Origin of the sequence: Nocardioides speluncae (assembly GCF_003121585.1) — a bacterium.
GTDB classification, from domain to species: Bacteria; Actinomycetota; Actinomycetes; order Propionibacteriales; family Nocardioidaceae; genus Nocardioides; species Nocardioides speluncae.
In genome coordinates this window covers 162,253-180,600 of record NZ_QEOO01000016.1, presented here as the reverse complement: position 1 = coordinate 180,600, position 18,348 = coordinate 162,253, and the positions used below count along the sequence as shown (strand labels likewise).

At 70.2% G+C, this 18,348-nt stretch carries 15 protein-coding genes; 7 read left to right on the top strand and 8 right to left on the bottom strand.

What is annotated here, in order from left to right; translation table 11 throughout:
- Positions 1 to 148: 148 nt before the first annotated feature.
- The gene (locus tag DDV73_RS08255; protein WP_161962324.1) at positions 149 to 781 is read right to left on the bottom strand and encodes a TetR/AcrR family transcriptional regulator; all 633 of its coding nucleotides are present in this window, start codon (positions 779 to 781) and stop codon (positions 149 to 151) included.
- A gap of 131 nt (positions 782 to 912) precedes the next feature.
- Between DDV73_RS08255 and DDV73_RS08250 the strand changes: the two genes are divergently transcribed.
- Positions 913 to 2,826 carry an anthranilate synthase family protein gene (locus DDV73_RS08250; RefSeq protein WP_109506768.1) on the top strand — a complete coding sequence of 638 codons (1,914 nt, stop codon included), beginning with the start codon at positions 913 to 915 and terminating at the stop codon, positions 2,824 to 2,826.
- On the opposite strand, the gene DDV73_RS08245 is transcribed toward DDV73_RS08250, so the two are convergent.
- Positions 2,804 to 5,602 carry an AfsR/SARP family transcriptional regulator gene (locus DDV73_RS08245; RefSeq protein WP_161962323.1) on the bottom strand — a complete coding sequence of 933 codons (2,799 nt, stop codon included), beginning with the start codon at positions 5,600 to 5,602 and terminating at the stop codon, positions 2,804 to 2,806. The two genes, DDV73_RS08250 and DDV73_RS08245, sit on opposite strands and share 23 nt — an antisense overlap.
- Positions 5,603 to 5,790: 188 nt before the next feature.
- Between DDV73_RS08245 and DDV73_RS08240 the strand changes: the two genes are divergently transcribed.
- The 4 genes from DDV73_RS08240 (at position 5,791) to DDV73_RS08225 (ending at position 10,136) form a co-directional block, all read left to right on the top strand.
- Positions 5,791 to 6,231 carry a hypothetical protein gene (locus DDV73_RS08240; RefSeq protein ID WP_154402668.1) on the top strand — a complete coding sequence of 147 codons (441 nt, stop codon included), beginning with the start codon at positions 5,791 to 5,793 and terminating at the stop codon, positions 6,229 to 6,231.
- Between the two features lie 247 nt (positions 6,232 to 6,478).
- Positions 6,479 to 8,296: a sulfatase-like hydrolase/transferase gene (locus tag DDV73_RS08235; protein WP_109506765.1), complete on the top strand. Its 1,818-nt coding sequence runs from the start codon at positions 6,479 to 6,481 to the stop codon at positions 8,294 to 8,296.
- A gap of 14 nt (positions 8,297 to 8,310) precedes the next feature.
- On the top strand, positions 8,311 to 8,904 hold the full coding sequence (locus DDV73_RS08230) for an anthranilate synthase component II (protein WP_109506764.1): 594 nt from the start codon (positions 8,311 to 8,313) through the stop codon (positions 8,902 to 8,904).
- Positions 8,901 to 10,136, top strand: a complete 1,236-nt coding sequence (locus tag DDV73_RS08225) for an anthranilate synthase component I family protein (protein WP_109506763.1) — start codon at positions 8,901 to 8,903, stop codon at positions 10,134 to 10,136. The genes DDV73_RS08230 and DDV73_RS08225 overlap by 4 nt, the downstream gene beginning before the upstream one ends.
- A 20-nt stretch (positions 10,137 to 10,156) precedes the next feature.
- Here the strand turns inward: DDV73_RS08225 and DDV73_RS08220 are convergent, their stop codons facing one another.
- The 3 genes from DDV73_RS08220 to DDV73_RS08210 are packed head-to-tail and all read right to left on the bottom strand — an operon-like array spanning position 10,157 to position 13,742.
- Positions 10,157 to 11,596, bottom strand: coding sequence for a S1C family serine protease (locus tag DDV73_RS08220; protein ID WP_240617181.1), 1,440 nt, complete (start codon positions 11,594 to 11,596; stop codon positions 10,157 to 10,159).
- Entirely contained in the window at positions 11,593 to 13,044 is a 1,452-nt protein-coding gene (locus DDV73_RS08215; RefSeq protein ID WP_109506761.1) for a sensor histidine kinase, read from the bottom strand. Before DDV73_RS08215 ends, DDV73_RS08220 begins: the two co-directional genes overlap by 4 nt.
- Entirely contained in the window at positions 13,041 to 13,742 is a 702-nt protein-coding gene (locus DDV73_RS08210; protein ID WP_109506760.1) for a response regulator transcription factor, read from the bottom strand. Before DDV73_RS08210 ends, DDV73_RS08215 begins: the two co-directional genes overlap by 4 nt.
- Positions 13,743 to 13,806: 64 nt before the next feature.
- Here DDV73_RS08210 and DDV73_RS08205 point away from each other — a divergent pair, with 64 nt between their 5' ends.
- Together DDV73_RS08205 and DDV73_RS08200 are read left to right on the top strand one after the other, a co-directional pair.
- Entirely contained in the window at positions 13,807 to 15,951 is a 2,145-nt protein-coding gene (locus tag DDV73_RS08205) for an acyltransferase family protein (protein ID WP_161962322.1), read from the top strand.
- A gap of 80 nt (positions 15,952 to 16,031) precedes the next feature.
- The gene (locus DDV73_RS08200) at positions 16,032 to 16,418 is read left to right on the top strand and encodes a hypothetical protein (protein WP_109506758.1); all 387 of its coding nucleotides are present in this window, start codon (positions 16,032 to 16,034) and stop codon (positions 16,416 to 16,418) included.
- Between the two features lie 85 nt (positions 16,419 to 16,503).
- On the opposite strand, the gene DDV73_RS08195 is transcribed toward DDV73_RS08200, so the two are convergent.
- From DDV73_RS08195 to DDV73_RS08185, 3 genes are read right to left on the bottom strand one after another with little or no spacing between them, the layout of a single operon-like run.
- Positions 16,504 to 17,379 (bottom strand): fructosamine kinase family protein, encoded by an 876-nt coding sequence (locus DDV73_RS08195; RefSeq protein ID WP_109506757.1) that lies wholly within the window; start codon positions 17,377 to 17,379, stop codon positions 16,504 to 16,506.
- Positions 17,376 to 17,921, bottom strand: coding sequence for a low molecular weight protein-tyrosine-phosphatase (locus tag DDV73_RS08190; RefSeq protein ID WP_240617180.1), 546 nt, complete (start codon positions 17,919 to 17,921; stop codon positions 17,376 to 17,378). Before DDV73_RS08190 ends, DDV73_RS08195 begins: the two co-directional genes overlap by 4 nt.
- Positions 17,922 to 17,941: 20 nt before the next feature.
- The gene (locus DDV73_RS08185; RefSeq protein WP_109506756.1) at positions 17,942 to 18,316 is read right to left on the bottom strand and encodes a phage holin family protein; all 375 of its coding nucleotides are present in this window, start codon (positions 18,314 to 18,316) and stop codon (positions 17,942 to 17,944) included.
- Positions 18,317 to 18,348 lie beyond the last annotated feature (32 nt).

The following is an 18,348-nucleotide window of genomic DNA, read 5'->3' as shown; positions in this document are numbered from 1 at the left end:
GTGTGACATGGACATGTTGATTTAGCCGCAGGGTCCGCGTTGATTTGGCCGCAGAGTCCGCGTTGATTTGGCCGCAGGGTCCGCGTTGATCTAGCCGCAGATCTTGTGTCGATCTAGCCGCCCGCCTGACGCAGACTGGACGCACTGTTCAGCGTAGGATCTGGCTGGCGGCGACGTTGTGGAGGAACTCGCGGTAGCGATCGGTGGTCCAGCCGCGATGCTCCACGAGCAGGTGCCGGACGTGGGAGGACATCAGCACGTAGAGGATGTCGGCGGCCTCCTGCGGGGACACACCGTCGGCGAGGGCGTCGAGCTCGTCCAGCCGCTTGGTGACCTCGCGTAGCGACTCCAGCATCCGGTCGCGGCCGGTGACGTGCAGTGCGGCCAGGTCGGGGTCGCTGGCGGCGGCCTCGACGATCGCGTAGATCAGGGCGCCCGCCCGGTCCATCAGGTCGTAGCCGAAGTCGACGGCGGCGGCCAGCACTTCGGTTGGCTCGTCGGCGTCGGAGGTGCGGCGGAGCAGCTGGGTGGCCGCGTCGACGTCATCCACACGCGTGGCTACCCACAGGCAGTGCACGAACAGGTCGCGCTTGGTCGGGAACGCGGCGTACACGGTCCGCTCGCCGACGCCGGCCTCCGCTGCCACTGCCCGCATGCTGGTCAGTAGGTAGCCGTCCTGGACGAAAAGGCGCGCGGCGGCATCGCAGATGGCCGCCTTCGTCGCCGCCGCCTTCCGCTCGCGCAGAGGGGAGTGGTAACGGCGCTTGGCATCTTTTCTCACGGCGCACCCTCCCGATCCGAATGCAGTCGCTTGCGGCAGCGTACCTCCGGATATGTGCATTCAGCAGGTACCTCGTCTCGTCGGTGCCCACAGATGCGCGCCGAGATGCGTCCGCCGGTTAGATTTCGGCCATGAACTCGCAGCCTGACGCCCGGTCCACACTGGATGCGATGCGGGGCTTCGAGGCCTGGGCGGCGATCCGGCTCCGCGACTCCCAGACGGTGACTCTGGTCGGTGGTACGCCGTCGAGGCTGGCGAGTCTGCTCGACGTACCGCTCGAAGAGGGCGTGCCCGAGGAGGGCCGCCGGTTCGACCGGCTGGTCGCGATCCCGTTCCGCCAGGTGACCGAGCGTGGCTTCGAGGCGCACGACGACGGTACGCCGCTGGTCGTGGTCGACATCGCCAGTGAGGTCGAGGTCCCGCTCGCCGACACGCTCGCGGCACTGCCCGACGTACCCGTGGAGTTCACGGATCGCGGTGGCTTCGACACCTCCGACGACGAGTACGCCAAGGTCGTCGAGGCGATCATCCGCGACGAGATCGGCCAGGGCGAGGGCGCGAACCTCGTGATCGGCCGCCACTACCGCGCCCAGCTCGACGGCTGGGGCGCCGACCAGGCGCTCACCGTGTTCCGCCGGCTGCTGGAGCGCGAGCGCGGCGCCTACTGGACCTACGCCTTCTTCACCGGAGAGCGTTATCTCGTCGGCGCCAGCCCGGAGCGGCACGTCAGTGTCCGCGGCGGCGACGTCCGGATGAACCCGATCTCCGGCACCTTCCGGCTCAAGGGGTACGACGAGCAGGTCGCCCGTAAGCAGGCGCTGCTGGACTTCCTGCGGGACGAGAAGGAGATCTACGAGCTCTTCATGGTCGTCGACGAAGAGCTGAAGATGATGTGCCAGATCTGCCAGGAGGGCGGCCTGGTGCTCGGCCCGTTCCTGAAGCCGATGAGCCACCTGGTGCACACCGAGTACATCCTCGCCGGCCGCAGCCACCGCGACGTCCGGGAGATCCTGCGCGACTCGATGTACGCCGCGACCGTGACCGGCAGCCCGGTGGAGAACGCCTGCCGGTTGATCAAGGAGTACGAGTCTGCCGGCCGCGGCTACTACGCCGCCGCGCTGGCGCTGCTCGGCCGCGACCCTGACGGCCAGCCGACGGCCGACAGCCCGATCGTGATCCGCACCGCGGACGTCAGCGTCGGCGGCGAGCTGAAGGTGACCGCCGGCGCGACGCTGGTGCGCGACTCGGACCCGGCGTACGAGGTCGCGGAGACGCACGCCAAGGCCGGCGGCATCCTGTCCGCGTTCGGCCTGGCGCCGCAGTCGACGGCGCCGCGCGAGAGCGTGCTCGAGCTCGCCATCGACGAGGACGTGCTGATCGCGCTGCACTCCCGCAACCAGCGGCTCAGCAAGTTCTGGCTGACCGAGCAGGGCGGCGCCCCGCCGGACCCGGTCCTGCGCGGCAAGCGGGTGCTCGTCCTGGACGGCGAGGACGACTTCGTGAACATGCTCTGCCACGTCCTCGGCGTACTCGGAATGACCACGACCGTGGTCCGTCACGAGCGGACCGACGAAGTGCTCGCCATCGGGTTCGACGACTACGACCTGGTGATCGTCGGCCCCGGGCCCGGCGACCCGCGCGACGGCGACGACCCGAAGATGCAGGCGCTGCGCGCCGCGGTGGCCCGGCTGATGGCGGAGCGCAAGCCGTTCCTCGCGGTCTGCCTCGGCCACCAGGCGCTGTGCCACCACCTCGGCATCCCGCTGGCGTTCAAGGACATCGTGTTCCAGGGGACCCAGTCGCCGGTCGAGCTCAACGGCCGTACCGAGCGGGTCGGCTTCTACAACACCTTCGTGGGCCGGGCCGGTGAGCTGCCGGAGGGGGTCAGCGTTGACGCCGACCCCGAGACCGGCGACGTGCACCACCTACGCGGCCCGCACTACCGCGGCATCCAGTTCCACGCCGAGTCGATCCTCACCGAGCACGGCTACGACCTGATCCACAACCTGGTCGTGGACCTGCTCACGCCGACTGGACAGGGCTGACGCTCGCCAGCAGTTCGACGAGGTCGGATCGCCGAAGGTCGTAGAAGTCGGCGAGACGGGCGCTGTCCATCAGGCTGATCGCTGCCAAGACGTTCTGCCGAGCCTCGTCAAGCTGTCCTGCGTCGCGAAGCGCGCGTGCGAAATTCGCCGTGGCGATCGCCTCGAGCGGTCGATCGCCGAGTGTTTGGGCCATCGATTTCGCCTGCTGCAAGCACGGGATCGCTTCATCATGTCGGTTGGCCGCTGTGTAGACCTCTCCAAGCGTGTCGAGGACCATCGCCTGGTCTCCCAATGATCCGTGCCCTCGATAGATCGCTAACGCACGTTGCGCCGCTTCGGCCGCAGCGTCGTACTGCGATAGGTCCTGGTAGGCTCCAGCGACATTGTTGAGGAGCCCGGCCTCACCCAATGGGTCCCCATGCTCATGCGCGAGGTCGAGGGCTTCCTGGAAGTGGTTGATCGCCGTGAGCGGTCTACCTACCGTGCATTCGATCAAGCCCAGAGTGTTCAACGCCGCTACCTGCCCTTGGGTGTCTCCTGCTGCCTCGAAAAGGTTGATCGAGTGTTCGAGGTGTGGCCTGGCTATGGAGTACCGCGCGACCGTGAGGTAGTACAACGCGATGAGGTTGTGGGTCTTGGCTTCCGCCCATTGATCGCCGGTCTGTCGCGCCGCGTCGAGCGCGCGATCCAGCAGAGTCGACAGTTGATCAAACGCCTGACGCCGCCAGAGCTCTTCGTAGAGGGCGTGCACAAGCCTATAGACCACATCGGGCCGGTCGTCGGCTGCACCTTGGGCCAGGGCTACGGCGAAGTCCGCCTCCAGACGAAGCCAGTCGCGGGCCATGCGGTCGTCATCGAAGGTTGCAGGATCGATGTCCGACGGGGTGGGGAGGCGGGACAGTGCGGTACGGGGGTTCTCCACCAACGCGGCGTTCGTTGCCGACTGAACACACCAGCCGTAGAGGCGATCGAGAGCGGTGCGGCGGTCGTGCTCGGCATCGAGGTCGCGGCAGAGCTCAGCGGCGTAGGCGCGAAGGTGGTCGTGCAGCCCGAAGCGGCCGGCGGCCCGCCGCTCGACCAGGCTGAGTTCGGCCAAGCGGTCGAGCAGGCGGCGCGCGGTGCCGATCCCTGTACCGGCGAGCGCGGCCACCGCCCCCACCCCGACGTCGGCGCCCGGCGGTAGGCCCAGCAGCCGGAACATCCGCGCGGCGTCGGCATCCAGCGCCTGATAGGACCAGGAGAAGACCGCACGCAGGCTGGTCGTTTCGTCGTCGGACTCCAGCGCGCTGAGGCGGTCGCGCTCGTCCTGGAGGTCCTGCACGACGACCGCCAGGCCGTCGGCATACCGTCCCGCTCGCTCGGCCGCGATCACCAGCGCGAGCGGGAGGTAGCCGCACAGGCGGGCCAGCTCGGCCAGGCCAGAGAGGTGCCGAGTGACCCCTTGCTCGGCGAGCCGGGCTACGAGCAGTGCCACCGACTCCTCCTCCGACAGGGTGTCGAGGGAGATTCGCCGCGCGCCCTCGCGCGCGGCGAGGCCGCGCAGCTGGCCGCGGCTGGTCACCAGCACCATCGACCCGGACCCGGGCACCAGGGGCCGTACCTGCTCGGCGTCACGCGCGTTGTCGAGCACGATCAGCATGCGACGGCCCGCGAGCCGACTGCGAAAGAGCGCGCTCCGAGCATCGATGTCTGCGGGGATGTCCTCGCCGGGCACGCCGATCCCGCGCAGCAGCAGATCCAGGGCGGCCGATGCTGGCATCGGCTGGCCCGGGCCGTAACCGCGCAGGTTGACGAAGAGCTGGCCGTCGGCGAAGCGCTCGCTCACCTGATGGGCCCAGTGCAGCGCGAGCGTGGTTTTGCCGACCCCGCCCATGCCGTGCAGCCCGGTGATCACAACCGGCTGGTTGACGTCGCCGACCTCGGCGAGATGCTGGTCGAGCTCGGTCAGGGCGTCCTGCCGGCCGGTGAAATCGCTGCCTGCGGCCGGGAGCTGGCGGGGTACGACGGGCGCCGGCGCTGCCGAGCCCGCCAATGACGCACTGGGCGCCGTACCGTTCAGCAGCTCGGCGTAGATCGCCTGCAGCTCACGGCTCGGGTCGATGCCGAGTTCATCGGCGAGCCGGCGCCGGATCTGCTCGTACGCCGCCAGCGCCTCGGCCTGCCGCCCGGAGCGCGCCAAGGCCACGATCAGCCGCGCCCACAGGGTCTCTCGCAACGGGTGGTCGGCGGCGAGGCGCTGGAGCTCGGCGATCGAGCCGGCGGCGCCGATGGCGAGCTCGGCGTCGGTGCGGTGCTCCACCGCCGACAGATGGCGCTCGGTCAGCCGCTGAGACTCGACCTCGTTCAGCCAGTCCGACAGCGGCTCGGCGAACGGAGTGCCGTGCCACAGAGCGAGTGCCTCGCGTATCAGCGAGCCGACCTGATCCGGGCCCGCGCTGAACGCTCGATCGAGCAGATCGGAGAAGCGGATCGCGTCGACGGCGTCGGGTGCCACGTTCAGTGTGTAGCGCCCCGCGGCGCTGCCGATCGCGTCGTCACCGAGGACCGTGCGCAACCTCCGCACGCAACTGTAGAGGGACCCACGGACGTTGCCCGGCAGGTCCTCGCCCCACACCCGCTCGTACAGCGTCTCCACTGGCACCGGTTGCCCCGCCGACAGTGCCAGCACGGCCAACAGCGCCCGCGGCCGCCGGCCAGGGATGCCGACCGGTACTCCGTTCGCCCGTACCTCGAGAGGTCCGAGCAGTCGGATCTTCAGTCCCGCCTCGCTCGTCACGTTCGCATCCTTCCTGACCCGTTTGCCAGGCTTACGCATGCCGCCGCTACCTGGTTGCAACGCCCGCCCGGTTCCGTGTCAGACGTTCGTCAGCTCCCGGTCAGACCGGGTTCCTAGTGTTGCCCCGCGGCTCCTGGCTCGTAACGGGGGAGCCCTCATCGGACACGACAAGCATGGAGGAGTTCACGATGATGACGAGGAAACTGGCCGGGTGCCTCGCGGTGGCGGCCGTCGCGGGCGGCGCGCTCGCGATGCCCGGGCCGTCCCAAGCCGCGCCCGACGGCGCTGCGAAGGCGGAGTCAGCGCGCGCATCGTGGGTGTGCCTGTACCGGATCTACGCCGACAACACCCAGGACGGCGGCGCTGACGAGCCGTACCTCATGGTCGATCTGGGGCGCTTCTGGGGCCCGAAGGACATGGTCGCCGGCACCTCCCGGAGCCTCAATAAGGCGTTCCCGGCAGGCGACGAGTTCTCACTCTACGAAGATGACTGGCCGGATGCGGATGACTTCCTTGGCAAGCGCACGGTGCCGACCGTGAGCAGCGGCGTCAAGGTGCTCCACTTCGGCTCCAGCACCGGCAGCTATGCGTACCGGGTCAGCGTTCGCCCGCGGAGCTACTGCTCGTAGTCGGATCCGTCGGGATGTCCGCCTGGGCCGTCGATGCCGACGGCCCAGGCGATGTCATTGACGAGGATCGGCGATGTGCGTCGGTTGTGGCCCTCCCACTACTCTGGGGCCCAGTTCGAGGCGTCGGCCGGGTCTCCGGTCGAGCGCCATTTCCACGTAAGTTCATCGCCGGGCAACCTTCCGGGGTGCCGTGGCGTCTTACCCGCGAAGGGTCGGACGCGCGGTTGGTGGGGGAGGAAGCAAGACAATGAGGACACGGGGCAGGCTCGTTGCTGCACTCGTCGTGGGCGCGCTCGCGGCCGGGTGTGGGCTTAACGACCGCAGCGGGGACTCCGTCGAGGAGCCCGGGCAGCCCCTTCCGACGCGCGAGAGCGGCACCCCGCCGTCGGCCAAGCCGACCACCTCGGCCGATCGCCCGAACATCGTGATGATCCTGCTCGACGACTTCTCCATGGATCTCCTGCAGACCATGCCGACGGCGCTCGACATGCAGCGCCGGGGAGCGTCGTACGCCCACTCGTTCGTCGTCGACAGCCTGTGCTGCGTGTCCCGCGCCTCGATCTTCACCGGCCAGTACCCGCACCAGACTGGTGTCCTCGCCAACGTCTCGAACATGCCGAACGCCTATGGTCCGATCGGCGGCTACGAGGCGTTCGACACCTACGGCAACGGTGAGCGTGCGTTCAACGTGCGGCTGCAGCAGTCCGGCTACACCACCGGCTTCGTCGGGAAGTACCTCAACCAGTACGAGCTGAACCCGAGCACCCGCGAGTTCCCGGACGTGCCGGAGGGCTGGGACGACTTCCAGGTGATGTTCGGCAGCGCCTACAACGGCTGGGGCTTCGACACCACCTACGTCGAGGACCGCGAGGTCAAGGTGCGTGAGTACCCGCGGCCCGACGAGGAGGAGTCCGAGGAAGACCGGGACGCCAAGTACGCCGCGACCGTGCAGGAAGAGGCGGCGCTGGAGTTCCTGGAGAAGCACCGCGACGACGAGGACCCGTACTTCCTGGAGATCTCGACCTACGGCCCGCACAGCCGGGTCGGGTCGCCCGCCTACCCGGAAGACGGGCTGTTCCCAGCGGCGTTCCAGGACCGCCGTACCGACGAGCACCCGGGCAACTGCGGAGCGGTCTCCTGCAACGCGCTGAACACCGGTGACCTGCCCGGCTTCGGTGACGAGCGCGCCGACAACGCGCCGTACTACGGCAACGGCAAGCAGGCCCCGGCCTGGCGTCGCCCCGGCAGGAAACTGTCGGCCGCCGACGCGCAGTCCGCGCTCCGCTCCCGGGCGCAGATGGTCCAGTCGATCGACCGGATGATCGGCAAGGTCCTCGACGCCGTCAGCCCGGACACCTACGTCGTGCTCACCTCCGACAACGGCTTTCACATCGGCCAGCACGGCCTGATCCGCGGCAAGGGCACGCCGTACGACTCCGACACCCGGGTGCCGCTGATCGTGGTCGGCCCCGGGGTGAAGCCGGGCGTACGCCAGGAGGTCGTGAGCAACATTGACCTGGCGCCGACCTTCGAGGAGATGGCGGGGCTCAAGCCGGCGACGTACCAGTCCGGTATCTCACTGGTGCCGACGCTGACCCAGCCGGGCCTCAGCCGTCAGGACTACGCCTTCTTCGAGCACACCTTCGCGCGCAGCCTCGCCGGCGACGACCCGGATGCGGCGTACACCGGCGGCGCGCTGGAGACGATCCCGTCGTACGTCGCCGTCCGCAGCCGCACCGGTCTGCTGGTGCGGCTCGACCTCGACAACAGCTGGACCGGCGTCAACTACGCCTACGAGTACTACGACTACCGCTACCGGAGCTGGGAGAAGACCAACACCTTCAACCTGCCGGAGAACCAGGGCAAGATCCGCGAGCTGATGAAGAAGCTCGACGAGTTCGACATGTGTGTGGCCGAGGCGACCCGCGACGAGCCGGTCAGCGACACCTGCCGCAAGGTGCGCGCGGGGCAAGAGCTGAAGGCCGAGCCGGTGCTGCCCGGCCAGCCCGGAGAGCCGAGCGAGGAGCCGGCGGCGCCGAACGTGCCGGTGCCGACCAAGCGCTGAGTTAGGTTGACCGGGTGTCGAGCCCGGATGTCGTCGTCGTGGACCACCACGACTCCTACACCTGGAACCTCGTCCACCTGATCGCCTCGGTCACCGGCCGGCTGCCGGTCGTGGTCCAGCACGACGAGACCTCTGCCGACCACCTGCTCGGCTTCTCGCACGTCGTCCTGTCGCCCGGCCCCGGCCACCCCGCGGATCCAGCCGACTTCTCGGTCGGCAACGACGTGCTCAAGGCCGCGACGGTGCCGGTGTTCGGGGTCTGCCTCGGCATGCAGGGCCTGGTGACGGCGTACGGCGGCACCGTCGACCGCGACCTCCCGGCTCACGGCGAGCTGGCGCTGGTCGACCACGACGGTCGCGGGGTCTTCCAGGGTCTGCCGCAGGCGTTCCGAGCAGTGCGGTACCACTCGCTGCGGGCGGTGCGGCTGCCCGAAGGTCTGGAGGTGACCGCCACGACGCCGGGGGACGGTGATCAGGATCCGGTCGTGATGGGTGTACGGCACACCTCGCTGCCGCTGGAGGGCGTGCAGTTCCACCCGGAGTCGATCCTCAGCGAGTACGGCGCCCAGCTGGTCGCCAACTTCCTCCGGGGCGGTGCTCGGCGTTGACCGATCCCGTTCCGCGCTTCCTCGCCGCCGCGGCAACGCACGAGCGGTGCTTCTGGCTCGACGGCGGCGGCTCGCGCGAGTGGTCCGGCCGGCAGTCGCTGGTCGGCTGGCTGGACGAGACCGACGTCTCGCTCACCTACTCGGCGGCGACCCGGCAGGTACTGCGGCACCGGTCCGGTCGGTCCGAGGTGGTCGGCGACGACATCTTCGCCGTACTCGACGAACACCTGGCCGACGAGGACCCGGCGGTCCACTGGGTCGGCTACTTCGGGTACGCCGCCCGCGCCGACCTGCCGGCCTCGGTCTCTCCAGCCGGTGGGATGCCGGACGCGGTGTGGATGCGGGCCCGCCACGTCCAGCTCTACGAGCACCGCCACGAGGTGCGCAGCCCGGGGCTGCCGCCACCTCGGGTGCTGGAGGTGCCGGACTGGTACGCCGCGGAGTTCGCGCAGGTGCAGGAGGAGCTGCTCGCCGGGAACTCCTACGAGGTCAATCTGACCTACCGGGTCGAGGTCGCCAGCGAGCTGGCGCCGCCGACGGCGTACCTGCGGCTGCGCGAGCTCAACCCTGCGCCGTACGCCGGGTATCTGCAGCACGCCGTGCCCGGCCACGAGGCATGGCTGCTGAGCTCGTCACCGGAGCGGTACGCCGTGGTCGACCGGCGCCGCCGGCTGCAGACCAAGCCGATCAAGGGCACCACCCCACGGGGTGCGACCGCCGAGGACGATGAACGGCAGCGGGTCAGGCTTGCCGACGACCCGAAGTTCCGCGCCGAGAACCTGATGATCGTTGACCTGCTGCGCAACGACCTCGCGATGGTCTGCAAGGCGGGCTCGGTGACGGTCCCCGAGCTGATGGCGGTCGAGTCCTACGAGTCGGTCCACCAGCTGGTCTCCACCGTGCGTGGCCGGCTCCGCGACGACGTCAGCACGGTAGGGGCGCTGCGGTCGCTGTTCCCCGCCGGCTCGATGACCGGTGCGCCGAAGCTGCGCACCATGCAGATCATAGACGCCGTCGAAGCCACCCCGCGCGGCCCCTACGCCGGCGCCTTCGGCTGGCTCTCCGGCGACGGCCGCGCCGACCTCGGCGTCGTCATCCGCTCCCTCACCACCACCGGCGACGGCCGCTGGACCCTCGGCACCGGCGGTGGCATCACCGTCCGCTCCGACCCCGCCGAGGAGTACGCCGAGTCCCGCTGGAAAGCAGACCGCCTCCTCCGCGTCTTCGACTGAGGTGGGTGGCTACCTTGCGCCTACTCGGCGTCGCTGCCGAACTTCACCTGGACGGTCTCGGTCTCGCCGTCGCGGATCAGCTGGACGTCGGTCTCTTCGTCGGGGCGGAAGGCGTAGACGGCGGCGAGGAGGGCGTTGGGGCTGCCGACGTGGATGCCGCCGATCGAGGTGATGATGTCGCCGTCCTCGATGCCGGCCTCCTCGGCGGCGCTGTCCTCCTCGACGTCCTCGACCTCGGCGCCGTGGACGACGTCGCCGACGTCGTAGTCGGTGCGCGGGTAGACGCCGAGGCGGGCGTGGGTCACGTCTTCGCCGTTGCGGATCTGGTCGATGATCGGCATCGCGTTGTCGATCGGGATCGCGTAGCCGATGCCGATCGAGCCGAGGTCGCCGCCACCACCGTCGTTGCCGCGTGCCAGCTCGATCGAGGAGTTGATGCCGACCACCTCGCCGGCCATGTTGACCAGCGCGCCACCGGAGTTGCCGGGGTTGATCGCGGCGTCGGTCTGGATCGCGTCGTACACCGAGTTCTGGCTCGAGTCGGTGGCCAGCGGCATCACGATCGGGCGGTGCAGGGCGCTCACGATGCCGGCGGTGACCGTGGCCTGCAGGCCGTACGGCGAGCCGACGGCCACCACGGCCTGGCCGACCTCGGTCTTGTCCGACGAGCCGACCTTGGCGGTCTTCAGGTCGCTGACGTCCTCGGCCTTGATCAGCGCGGTGTCGGTGAGCGGGTCGGTGCCGATCAGCTCGGCCTCGGCAGTCGACCCGTCGTCGAAGTAGACAGTCAGCGAGCCGTCCTCGCCTGCCGGCTCGACCACGTGGTTGTTGGTGAGGATCTCGCCGTCCTCGCTGAGCACGATGCCCGAGCCGCTGCCGCCGGTGCTCTCGTCGGAGCTGATCGCGTCGATCTTCACGACGACCGGCAGCACCTGCTTGGCCACGCTGTTGACCGACACCAGGTCCAGCGGATCCAGCCCGGAGGTGTCGATCTCACCGGCGTCGACCTCGCCCGTGTCGTCGCCAGCGACCTGGTCGTACGCCGCCGCGCCGCCGAGGCCTGCCGCACCGCCGATCACCAGCGCCCCCACGAGTACGCCGGCCGCGAGCCCGCGTCCCCGACCACCGCCACCACGGCCAGCAGGTACCGGCGGCGGACCGTACGGCGCACCCGGTGCCGGCGCTTGCGGCTCGACGGCCGGGAACTGCTGGGTCTCCAGCCGCTGCGTGCGCGGCTGGACGGGCTGGACCGGCTGAACGGCCCGGACCTGCGGCAGCGGCTGTGTCGTGGAGTGCGGGTCCTGCTGGGCTGGGGGCTGAGCAGGCGGCTGGGCGGGCGGCTGAGCGGGAGGCTGGCTGGCAGCGGAGCCGCGCGGCAGTGTGCCTGAGGGGCGCGGGGGCTCCGGCTGGTCCGACGGGCGCATCCGAGTGTGGTCGAAGGGAGGGTTGGGCTCGCTCATGGGCGAAGTCTTTCCCCCTCCGTTGCCCTGTCAACCGCGGGGGGTGCAGGTTGTGTGCTCGGTTCGCTGGACTGACCAGGCAGCATCATCATCAGCCGAGCTCCACCACCCGGTGCGGCGCCGGCCGACACCGCGCCGCCATGCCGGTGCGCGACCTGCCGGACGATCGACAGGCCGAGGCCGGAGCCGGACATCCCCCGCGACTCCGGGGACCGGTAGAACCGGTCGAACACCTGCGGCAGATCGTCCTCGGCGATGCCCGGGCCCTGGTCGTCCACGGTGAGTACGCCGTTGTGCACCGACAGCGAGACGACGCCACCGACCGGGCTCCACTTGGCGGCGTTGTCGAGCAGGTTGGTGACCGCCCGCTCGAGGGCGGACGACTCGCCGATCAGCCACCACGGCTCGGCGTCCACGGCGAACGTCACGCCCGGCGCGCGGCGGCGTACCCGCGCCACGGCGCGGTCCGCGACCTCGGAGAGGTCGACCGGCTCGACCAGGTGCTGGAGCGGCTCGTCGCGGGCCAGCTCGACCAGGTCGCCGATCAGCGTGGTCAGCTCCTGGATCTGGGCGCGAACGTCGTCGAGCAGCTCGGACCGCGCCTCGGGCGGCAGGCCGACACCATGGGTGTCGGCCTGGAGCAGCAGATCGAGGTTGGTGCGCAGGCTGGTCAGCGGCGTGCGTAGCTCGTGGCCGGCGTCGGCGACCAGCTGCCGCTGCCGGGTCCGGGACGCCGCGAGCGCGGACAGCATGCTGTTGAAGGCGGTCGCGAGCCGCGCGATCTCGTCGTCGCCCTCGACGGTGAGCGGGGTGAGGTCCTCGGTGCGCGCGATCCGCTCGGCCTCGTCGGTGAGCCGGCGTACCGGCCGCAGCCCGTTGCGGGCCACGCCCCAGCCCGCCAGGCCCGCCGTGATCACGCCCGCCCCGCCGAACAGCAGCATCACCAGGCCGAGCTTGGCCAGCACGTTGTCCTGTGGCTCCAGGGACTGGGCGAGCACCAGCGCGGCGTCGCCCTCACCGGTCGGCCAGGCCGCCACCCGGTAGCGGTCGCCGTCCTCGCTGATCGTCCGGATCGAGTGGTCGGCCTTGCCGTTCGCAACCGCGATTTCGGGTGGTCCGAACCGCAGTGCGTTGCCGTCGCCGACGACGTGAGTCTCGCCATCGGCAAGGACCACGAACAGGCGGACGTCGGCCGCCCCGAGGATGAACGGCGGGATCTTGACCTGCTCACCGCGGGCGGCGGCCACAGTGCCGGTCTCCGCGGCCGCCTGGGTGCGCGCGGCCAGCGAAGCGTCGAGCGCGGACTGCATCTGCATCCGGGCGGTGACGTAGGCGCCGAGTGCGACGAACGCCACCGACAGCCCGACCGCCATCGTGGTCAGCAGCGTGACCCGACTGGCCAGCGACCGGCGGTAGTGCCAGCCATCGCCCTGACTGCTCGTGCTCATGACTCCTTCAGCACGTAGCCCACGCCGCGCACGGTGTGCAGCAGCCGGGTCTCGCCCTCTGCCTCGGTCTTGCGCCGGAGGTACCCGACGTACACCTCCAGCGAGTTGGCGGTGGTCGGGAAGTCGTAGCCCCAGACCTCCTCCAGGATGAACGACCGCTCCAGCACCCGCCGCGGCCGCCGCAGGAACATCTCCAGCAGCGTGAACTCGGTCCGGGTCAGCTCGATCCCGCGCTCGCCGCGGCGTACCTCGCGGGTGGCCACGTCCATGGTCAGGTCGGCGAAGGCCAGGGTCTCGTCGGCATCGTCGTCGTGGGGTGTCACCCGGCGCAGCAGCGCCCGCAGTCGGGCCAGCAGCTCCTGCAGCGCGAACGGCTTGGTGAGGTAGTCGTCGGCGCCGGCGTCCAGGCCCTCGACCCGGTCGCCGACGGCGTCGCGCGCGGTCAGCACCAGGATGGGTACGTCGTTGCCAGCCTTGCGCAGCGCCTTGGTCGCCTCGATGCCGTCCAGTCGCGGCATCATCACGTCCATCACCACGACGTCGGGGCCGATGCTGCCGATGCCGGCCAGCGCCTCGGCGCCGTCGGCGGCCATGCTCACGGCGTACCCGTTGAACTCCAGGGAGCGACGCAGCGACTCGCGCACGGCGCGGTCGTCGTCGACGACCAGCACGCGCGGTCGCTCAGTGGAAGTGGTCACGCCGCCGAGTGTGTCATTTGCCCCTGAGTCACGCCTGAGAGTGTTTGGCGGCTATGCTCGCGCGGTGCGGGAGGGGACTGGGAACGGGCTGCGCACCGATATCCAGGGGCTAAGGGCAATTGCCGTCCTCACTGTTCTCCTCAGCCACGCCGGGGTACCGTTCCTGCCCGGTGGCTACGTCGGCGTCGACGTCTTCTTCGTGATCTCGGGCTACCTGATCACCGGGCTGCTGGTGGCCGAGGCCGGTCGCGCCGGCGCCATCTCGCTGGGCAGCTTCTACGCCCGCCGCGCCCGCCGGATCATCCCCGCCGCAACCGTGGTGATCGTGGTGACCGTCGCCGCCACCGTGATCTGGGCGAGCCTGATCGACGCCGTCGACGTGGTGTACGACGGCGTCTGGGCTGCGCTGTTCGCCGCCAACATCCGGTTCGGCCTGGAGGGCGTCGACTACTTCGCCCAGGACGAGACCGCCTCGCCGCTGCAGCACTACTGGTCGCTCGCGGTCGAGGAGCAGTTCTACCTGGTCTGGCCGCTGGTGATCATGGCCGTGCTGGCCATGGTGGCGCGACGGCGTGGTTCGGACGATGTTGTGGCTGGTTCTCACCCGCCGGCCTACCGGGAGCCCTTGCTGGTGGTGCTGGCGGTCATCTGTACGGCGAGCCTGGCATGGTCGGCGTACCAGACCGGCGTCGAGCCGGGCTCGGCGTACTTCTCGACGCTGACCCGGGCATGGGAGCTGGGGATCGGCGCGTTCTGCGCGATCGCCGGCGCGAGCATCGTCCGCGACTGGACCCAGCGTGCGCGGGAGCTGGGGGCCGGGATCGGGGTCGTCGGGATCGCGATCAGCTGTGTGGTGTACGACGAGACCACGGCCTTCCCGGGTGCAGCGGCGCTGCTGCCGGTGCTGGCGACCGGCCTGCTGCTCCTGGCCGGACAGAACCCGGGGAAGACGCCGACGTTCACCGCGCTGCTGCTGTCGGTGCGGCCGATGCGGGTGATCGGCGACTGGTCCTACTCGCTCTACCTGTGGCACTGGCCGCTGCTGGTGGTGCCGGCGCTGTACCTGGCCCGCGACCTCACGCCCTGGGAGACCGCGCTCGCCGTCGCGGCGGCCTTCGTACTGGCAGGTGCGTCGTACCGCTGGGTGGAGACGCCGTTCCGGGAGCCGGGCCGGTTCGCCGGCCTGCGCTGGATGAAGGGCGGCCGCGCGCTGCTGATCTACCCCGCCTCGGCGACGCTGGTGCTGGCCACCTGCGGCGCCGGCTGGGCGTGGACCGAGCGGATCGGCGGCGAGCACGGCGACGAGCCGGCGATCACGACCGCGAACTTCGGCACGTCCGAGACGAAGGCTGCGCTCCCGGAGGACGACACCAAGGCGCTGGTGGCGGCATCGGTGCTGGCCGCGCGCAATCATGTGAAGGTGCCCAGCGACCTCACCCCTGACCTGCTGGACCTGCGCGACGACGTCGCCGACGTCGGCGACTGCGACTACTCCTACGAGGACGTGCGCGACCTGTGCCTCCGCGGCGACGAGGACGCCGACCGGACCATGGTCGTGGTCGGCGACTCGCACGGCCGGCATTGGATCCCGGCGTTCGACGAGATCGCGGAGCAGACGGGCTACGCGGTGTACTACCTGGTCAAGCCGCAGTGCACCGCCGCGCTGGTCGAGCCGGCCCGGGTCGGCACCAACGAGGAGTGGCCGGACTGCCCCGAGTTCCACGAGTGGATGCTGGAGCAGGTCGACGACCTCGACCCGGAGTTGGTCGTCGTCTCCACGGCGTCGCCGACGGACGGCATCTACGCCGCCGGCGAGCGGGTCGACTACGAGGACGAGCCGGAGGTGATGCGGGCCGGGTTCACCGACCTGTACGACGCTCTCGAGCCGCTCGCCGACGAGGTGGTAGTTGTCGGCGACGTACCCAAGCTGCCCGAGGACCCCGCCACCTGCCTGAGCTCGCGGCCGGCCCACCTCGGCGAGTGCATGTCTCAACCAGACGAGCGGGCCGCGCTGATGACCGAGATCTCCCGGGAGACCGCTGTCGCGGCCGGGCTGCGGTACGTCGACCCGAAGCCCTGGCTGTGCCACCGCGAGTACTGCCCGATGGTGATCGGCTCGACCTTGCCCTACCGCGACCCTGGCCACCTGACCACGACCTACGCCTCCGAGCTGGCCGAGCCGCTCGGCCGCGCACTACACCTGTGGTAGTCCGGTTGGCAACAACGACTCGCCATTTGCCCGGAGAGCCCGCGCAAGATGCCGCGACGGCTTCGCTAGGCTCAGGTGCCGTGGACGTCGTCAGCGAGCAGGCGCAACGCGTGCTGATGTACGTCGAGACCCTCAATGCGCAGGGCGTGCGGCCACAGGCCCGCTTCGTGGATGCCTTCGCCGACGAGCCGGACCGCCGGCAGACCGTGGTCGACGACACCGCCGAGCGGATCATGCTCGAGTCCTACTCCAGCTACCTGACCCGGCTCGGCTGGGTGGAGATCGTCGAGGGCGGGGTGGCCGTCAGTGAGATCGGCACGGCTCTGGTGCGCGCGCTGACCGGCGCCACGGTCGGCAGCGGTGGCGGTCGCCGGGCACTCCCGACGCCGCGCAACGAGCCGACCCTCCCCGGCCCCAGCGTCGGCCCATGGGAGCCCGCCGAAGCAGGACGACACCCAGGCCGCTAGCAACCGCACGTCGATGCTTGGGCGGTTCGGCGACGGTCGATGTTGGACCGCCCAGGCACCAACCGGTCCACCCCACCCGACCCCGCTAGAAACCAGCCACGGCCTCGGCGGCGCGGGCGCCGTACCCACTCTTGAACATGCAGGCGTGCACCAGCAGCGGGAACAGCTGGTGCAGTCCGACCCGGTCCTGCCAGCCGTCGACCAGCGGCGCGGTATCGGCGTACGCCGTCAGTACGCGTGGTAGGTGCGCCAGCCCGAACAGCGACATCATCGCCAGGTCGGTCTCCCGGTGGCCGGCGTGCGCCGCGGGGTCGACGACCGCGACGGTGCCGTCGTGGGCCCAGATGACGTTGCCGGTCCACAGGTCGCCGTGCAGCCGGGCGGGCGGCTCGTCGGGCACCAGATCGGGCAGCCTGCCCACCACGCCCTCGATGACCGCTGCCTGGTCGGCGGTGATCGCGGCCCGGTCCCGGGCCAGCTTGAGGTACGGCAGAACCCGCCGGGTGGCGTAGAACTCCGCCCAGCTCGCCGCGTTGGACTTGCGGGGCCGGTTGAGCATCGGCAGCCGGCCGATGAAGCCGTCCTGGTCCAGCCCGAAGCTGTCGGCGCCGACCGCATGGGTGGCCGCCAGGCGCCGCCCGAACTCCTCGGCAGCATCCACCGACGGCTTGCCGGGCTCGACCCAGCGCAGGATCAGGCACTCGTGGTTGGCGGCTAAGACCTCGGGGACCACGACACCGCCCTTGGCGGCGGCCTCCGCGAGCCAGGCCAGCCCGCGCGCCTCGGCCTCGAAGAAGCCCTTGGGCGCGTGCGGGTGGGTCTTCATCAGCACCATCCGGCCGTCGCTGAGCCGGAGCCGGGTGGCGGTGCAGATGTCGCCGCCGGCGACCGGAGCGGTGGCCGACACCGACGCCCCGAGCAGCTCCTCGGCGCGGCGCGCGATCAGCGGCTGCCGGGTCATCGGTCGGCCCGCCCTGCTGGGAGCAGCTCCCGAGTCAGCGCGGCCACCAAGGTGTCGGCCGATCGGTCGACCATCCGCAGCACCTCCTCGAAGCCGTCGCCACCACCGTAGTAGGGGTCCGGAACCGCCGCGCCCGGGTCGTCCGGGTCGAAGTCGCGGAACAACCGCAGGCGGCCGGCTTCGCCGGCGCCGCCGGTGAGCGCTCGGAGGTCGGCCAGGTTGCCCTCGTCCATCGCCAGCACCAGGTCGTACGACGCGTCCCAGCCGCGCGTGAACTGGCGCGCGCGGTGCCGGGTGCCGTCGTACCCGTAGCTGCTGAGGGTGGCGGCAGCACGGTGGTCCATCGGGTCGCCGACGTGCCAGCCGCCGGTCCCGCTGCTGTCCACGCTGACCAGCTCCGCCAGGCCCGCCTCTGCGAGGCGAGACTCCACCACTACCTGCGCCATCGGGGAGCGGCAGATGTTGCCGAGGCAGACCATCGCGATCCGGTACGGGCGCGGGTCCGACCCGTCAGCGGGGCGCTGCGGCGGCACGGCTGGCACGGCTGGCACGTTGGCGGTCACTAGTCGTCCTCGAGGACCGCGACGTCGATGAAGCCGGTCACGATGGTGACGATGACCGAGCCGAGCAGTGCGATCCAGAAGCCGTCCACGGCGAACCCGATGTCGGCCTGGTCGGCGATCCAGCCGGTGAGCAGGAACATCAGTGCGTTGATCACGAACAGGAACAGGCCGATGGTCACGATGATGAACGGGAGCGAGAGTACTTTCACGACCGGCTCGACGAAGACGGTGACCAACCCGAAGATCAGGGCCACCAACAGGAGTGGGATGATCTTGTCCTGCCAGCGGTCACCGTCGAAGGAGATGCCACCGAGGAGCCACGCGGCCACGGCAATCCCGGCAGCGTTGGTCAGGAGCCAGGTCACGAACCTCACAGCCCCGAGCCTAGTGGTAACGCCCGGAAGTT

Excerpts from the sequence above, each read along its gene's own strand:
- DDV73_RS08250 (WP_109506768.1), top strand. The coding sequence starts at position 913 with ATGAACTCGCAGCCTGACGCCCGGTCCACACTGGATGCGATGCGGGGC.
- DDV73_RS08215 (WP_109506761.1), bottom strand. The coding sequence starts at position 13,044 with ATGAGCACGAGCAGTCAGGGCGATGGCTGGCACTACCGCCGGTCGCTG.
- DDV73_RS08235 (WP_109506765.1), top strand. The coding sequence starts at position 6,479 with ATGAGGACACGGGGCAGGCTCGTTGCTGCACTCGTCGTGGGCGCGCTC.
- DDV73_RS08195 (WP_109506757.1), bottom strand. The coding sequence starts at position 17,379 with ATGACCCGGCAGCCGCTGATCGCGCGCCGCGCCGAGGAGCTGCTCGGG.
- DDV73_RS08220 (WP_240617181.1), bottom strand. The coding sequence starts at position 11,596 with ATGAGCGAGCCCAACCCTCCCTTCGACCACACTCGGATGCGCCCGTCG.
- DDV73_RS08240 (WP_154402668.1), top strand. The coding sequence starts at position 5,791 with ATGATGACGAGGAAACTGGCCGGGTGCCTCGCGGTGGCGGCCGTCGCG.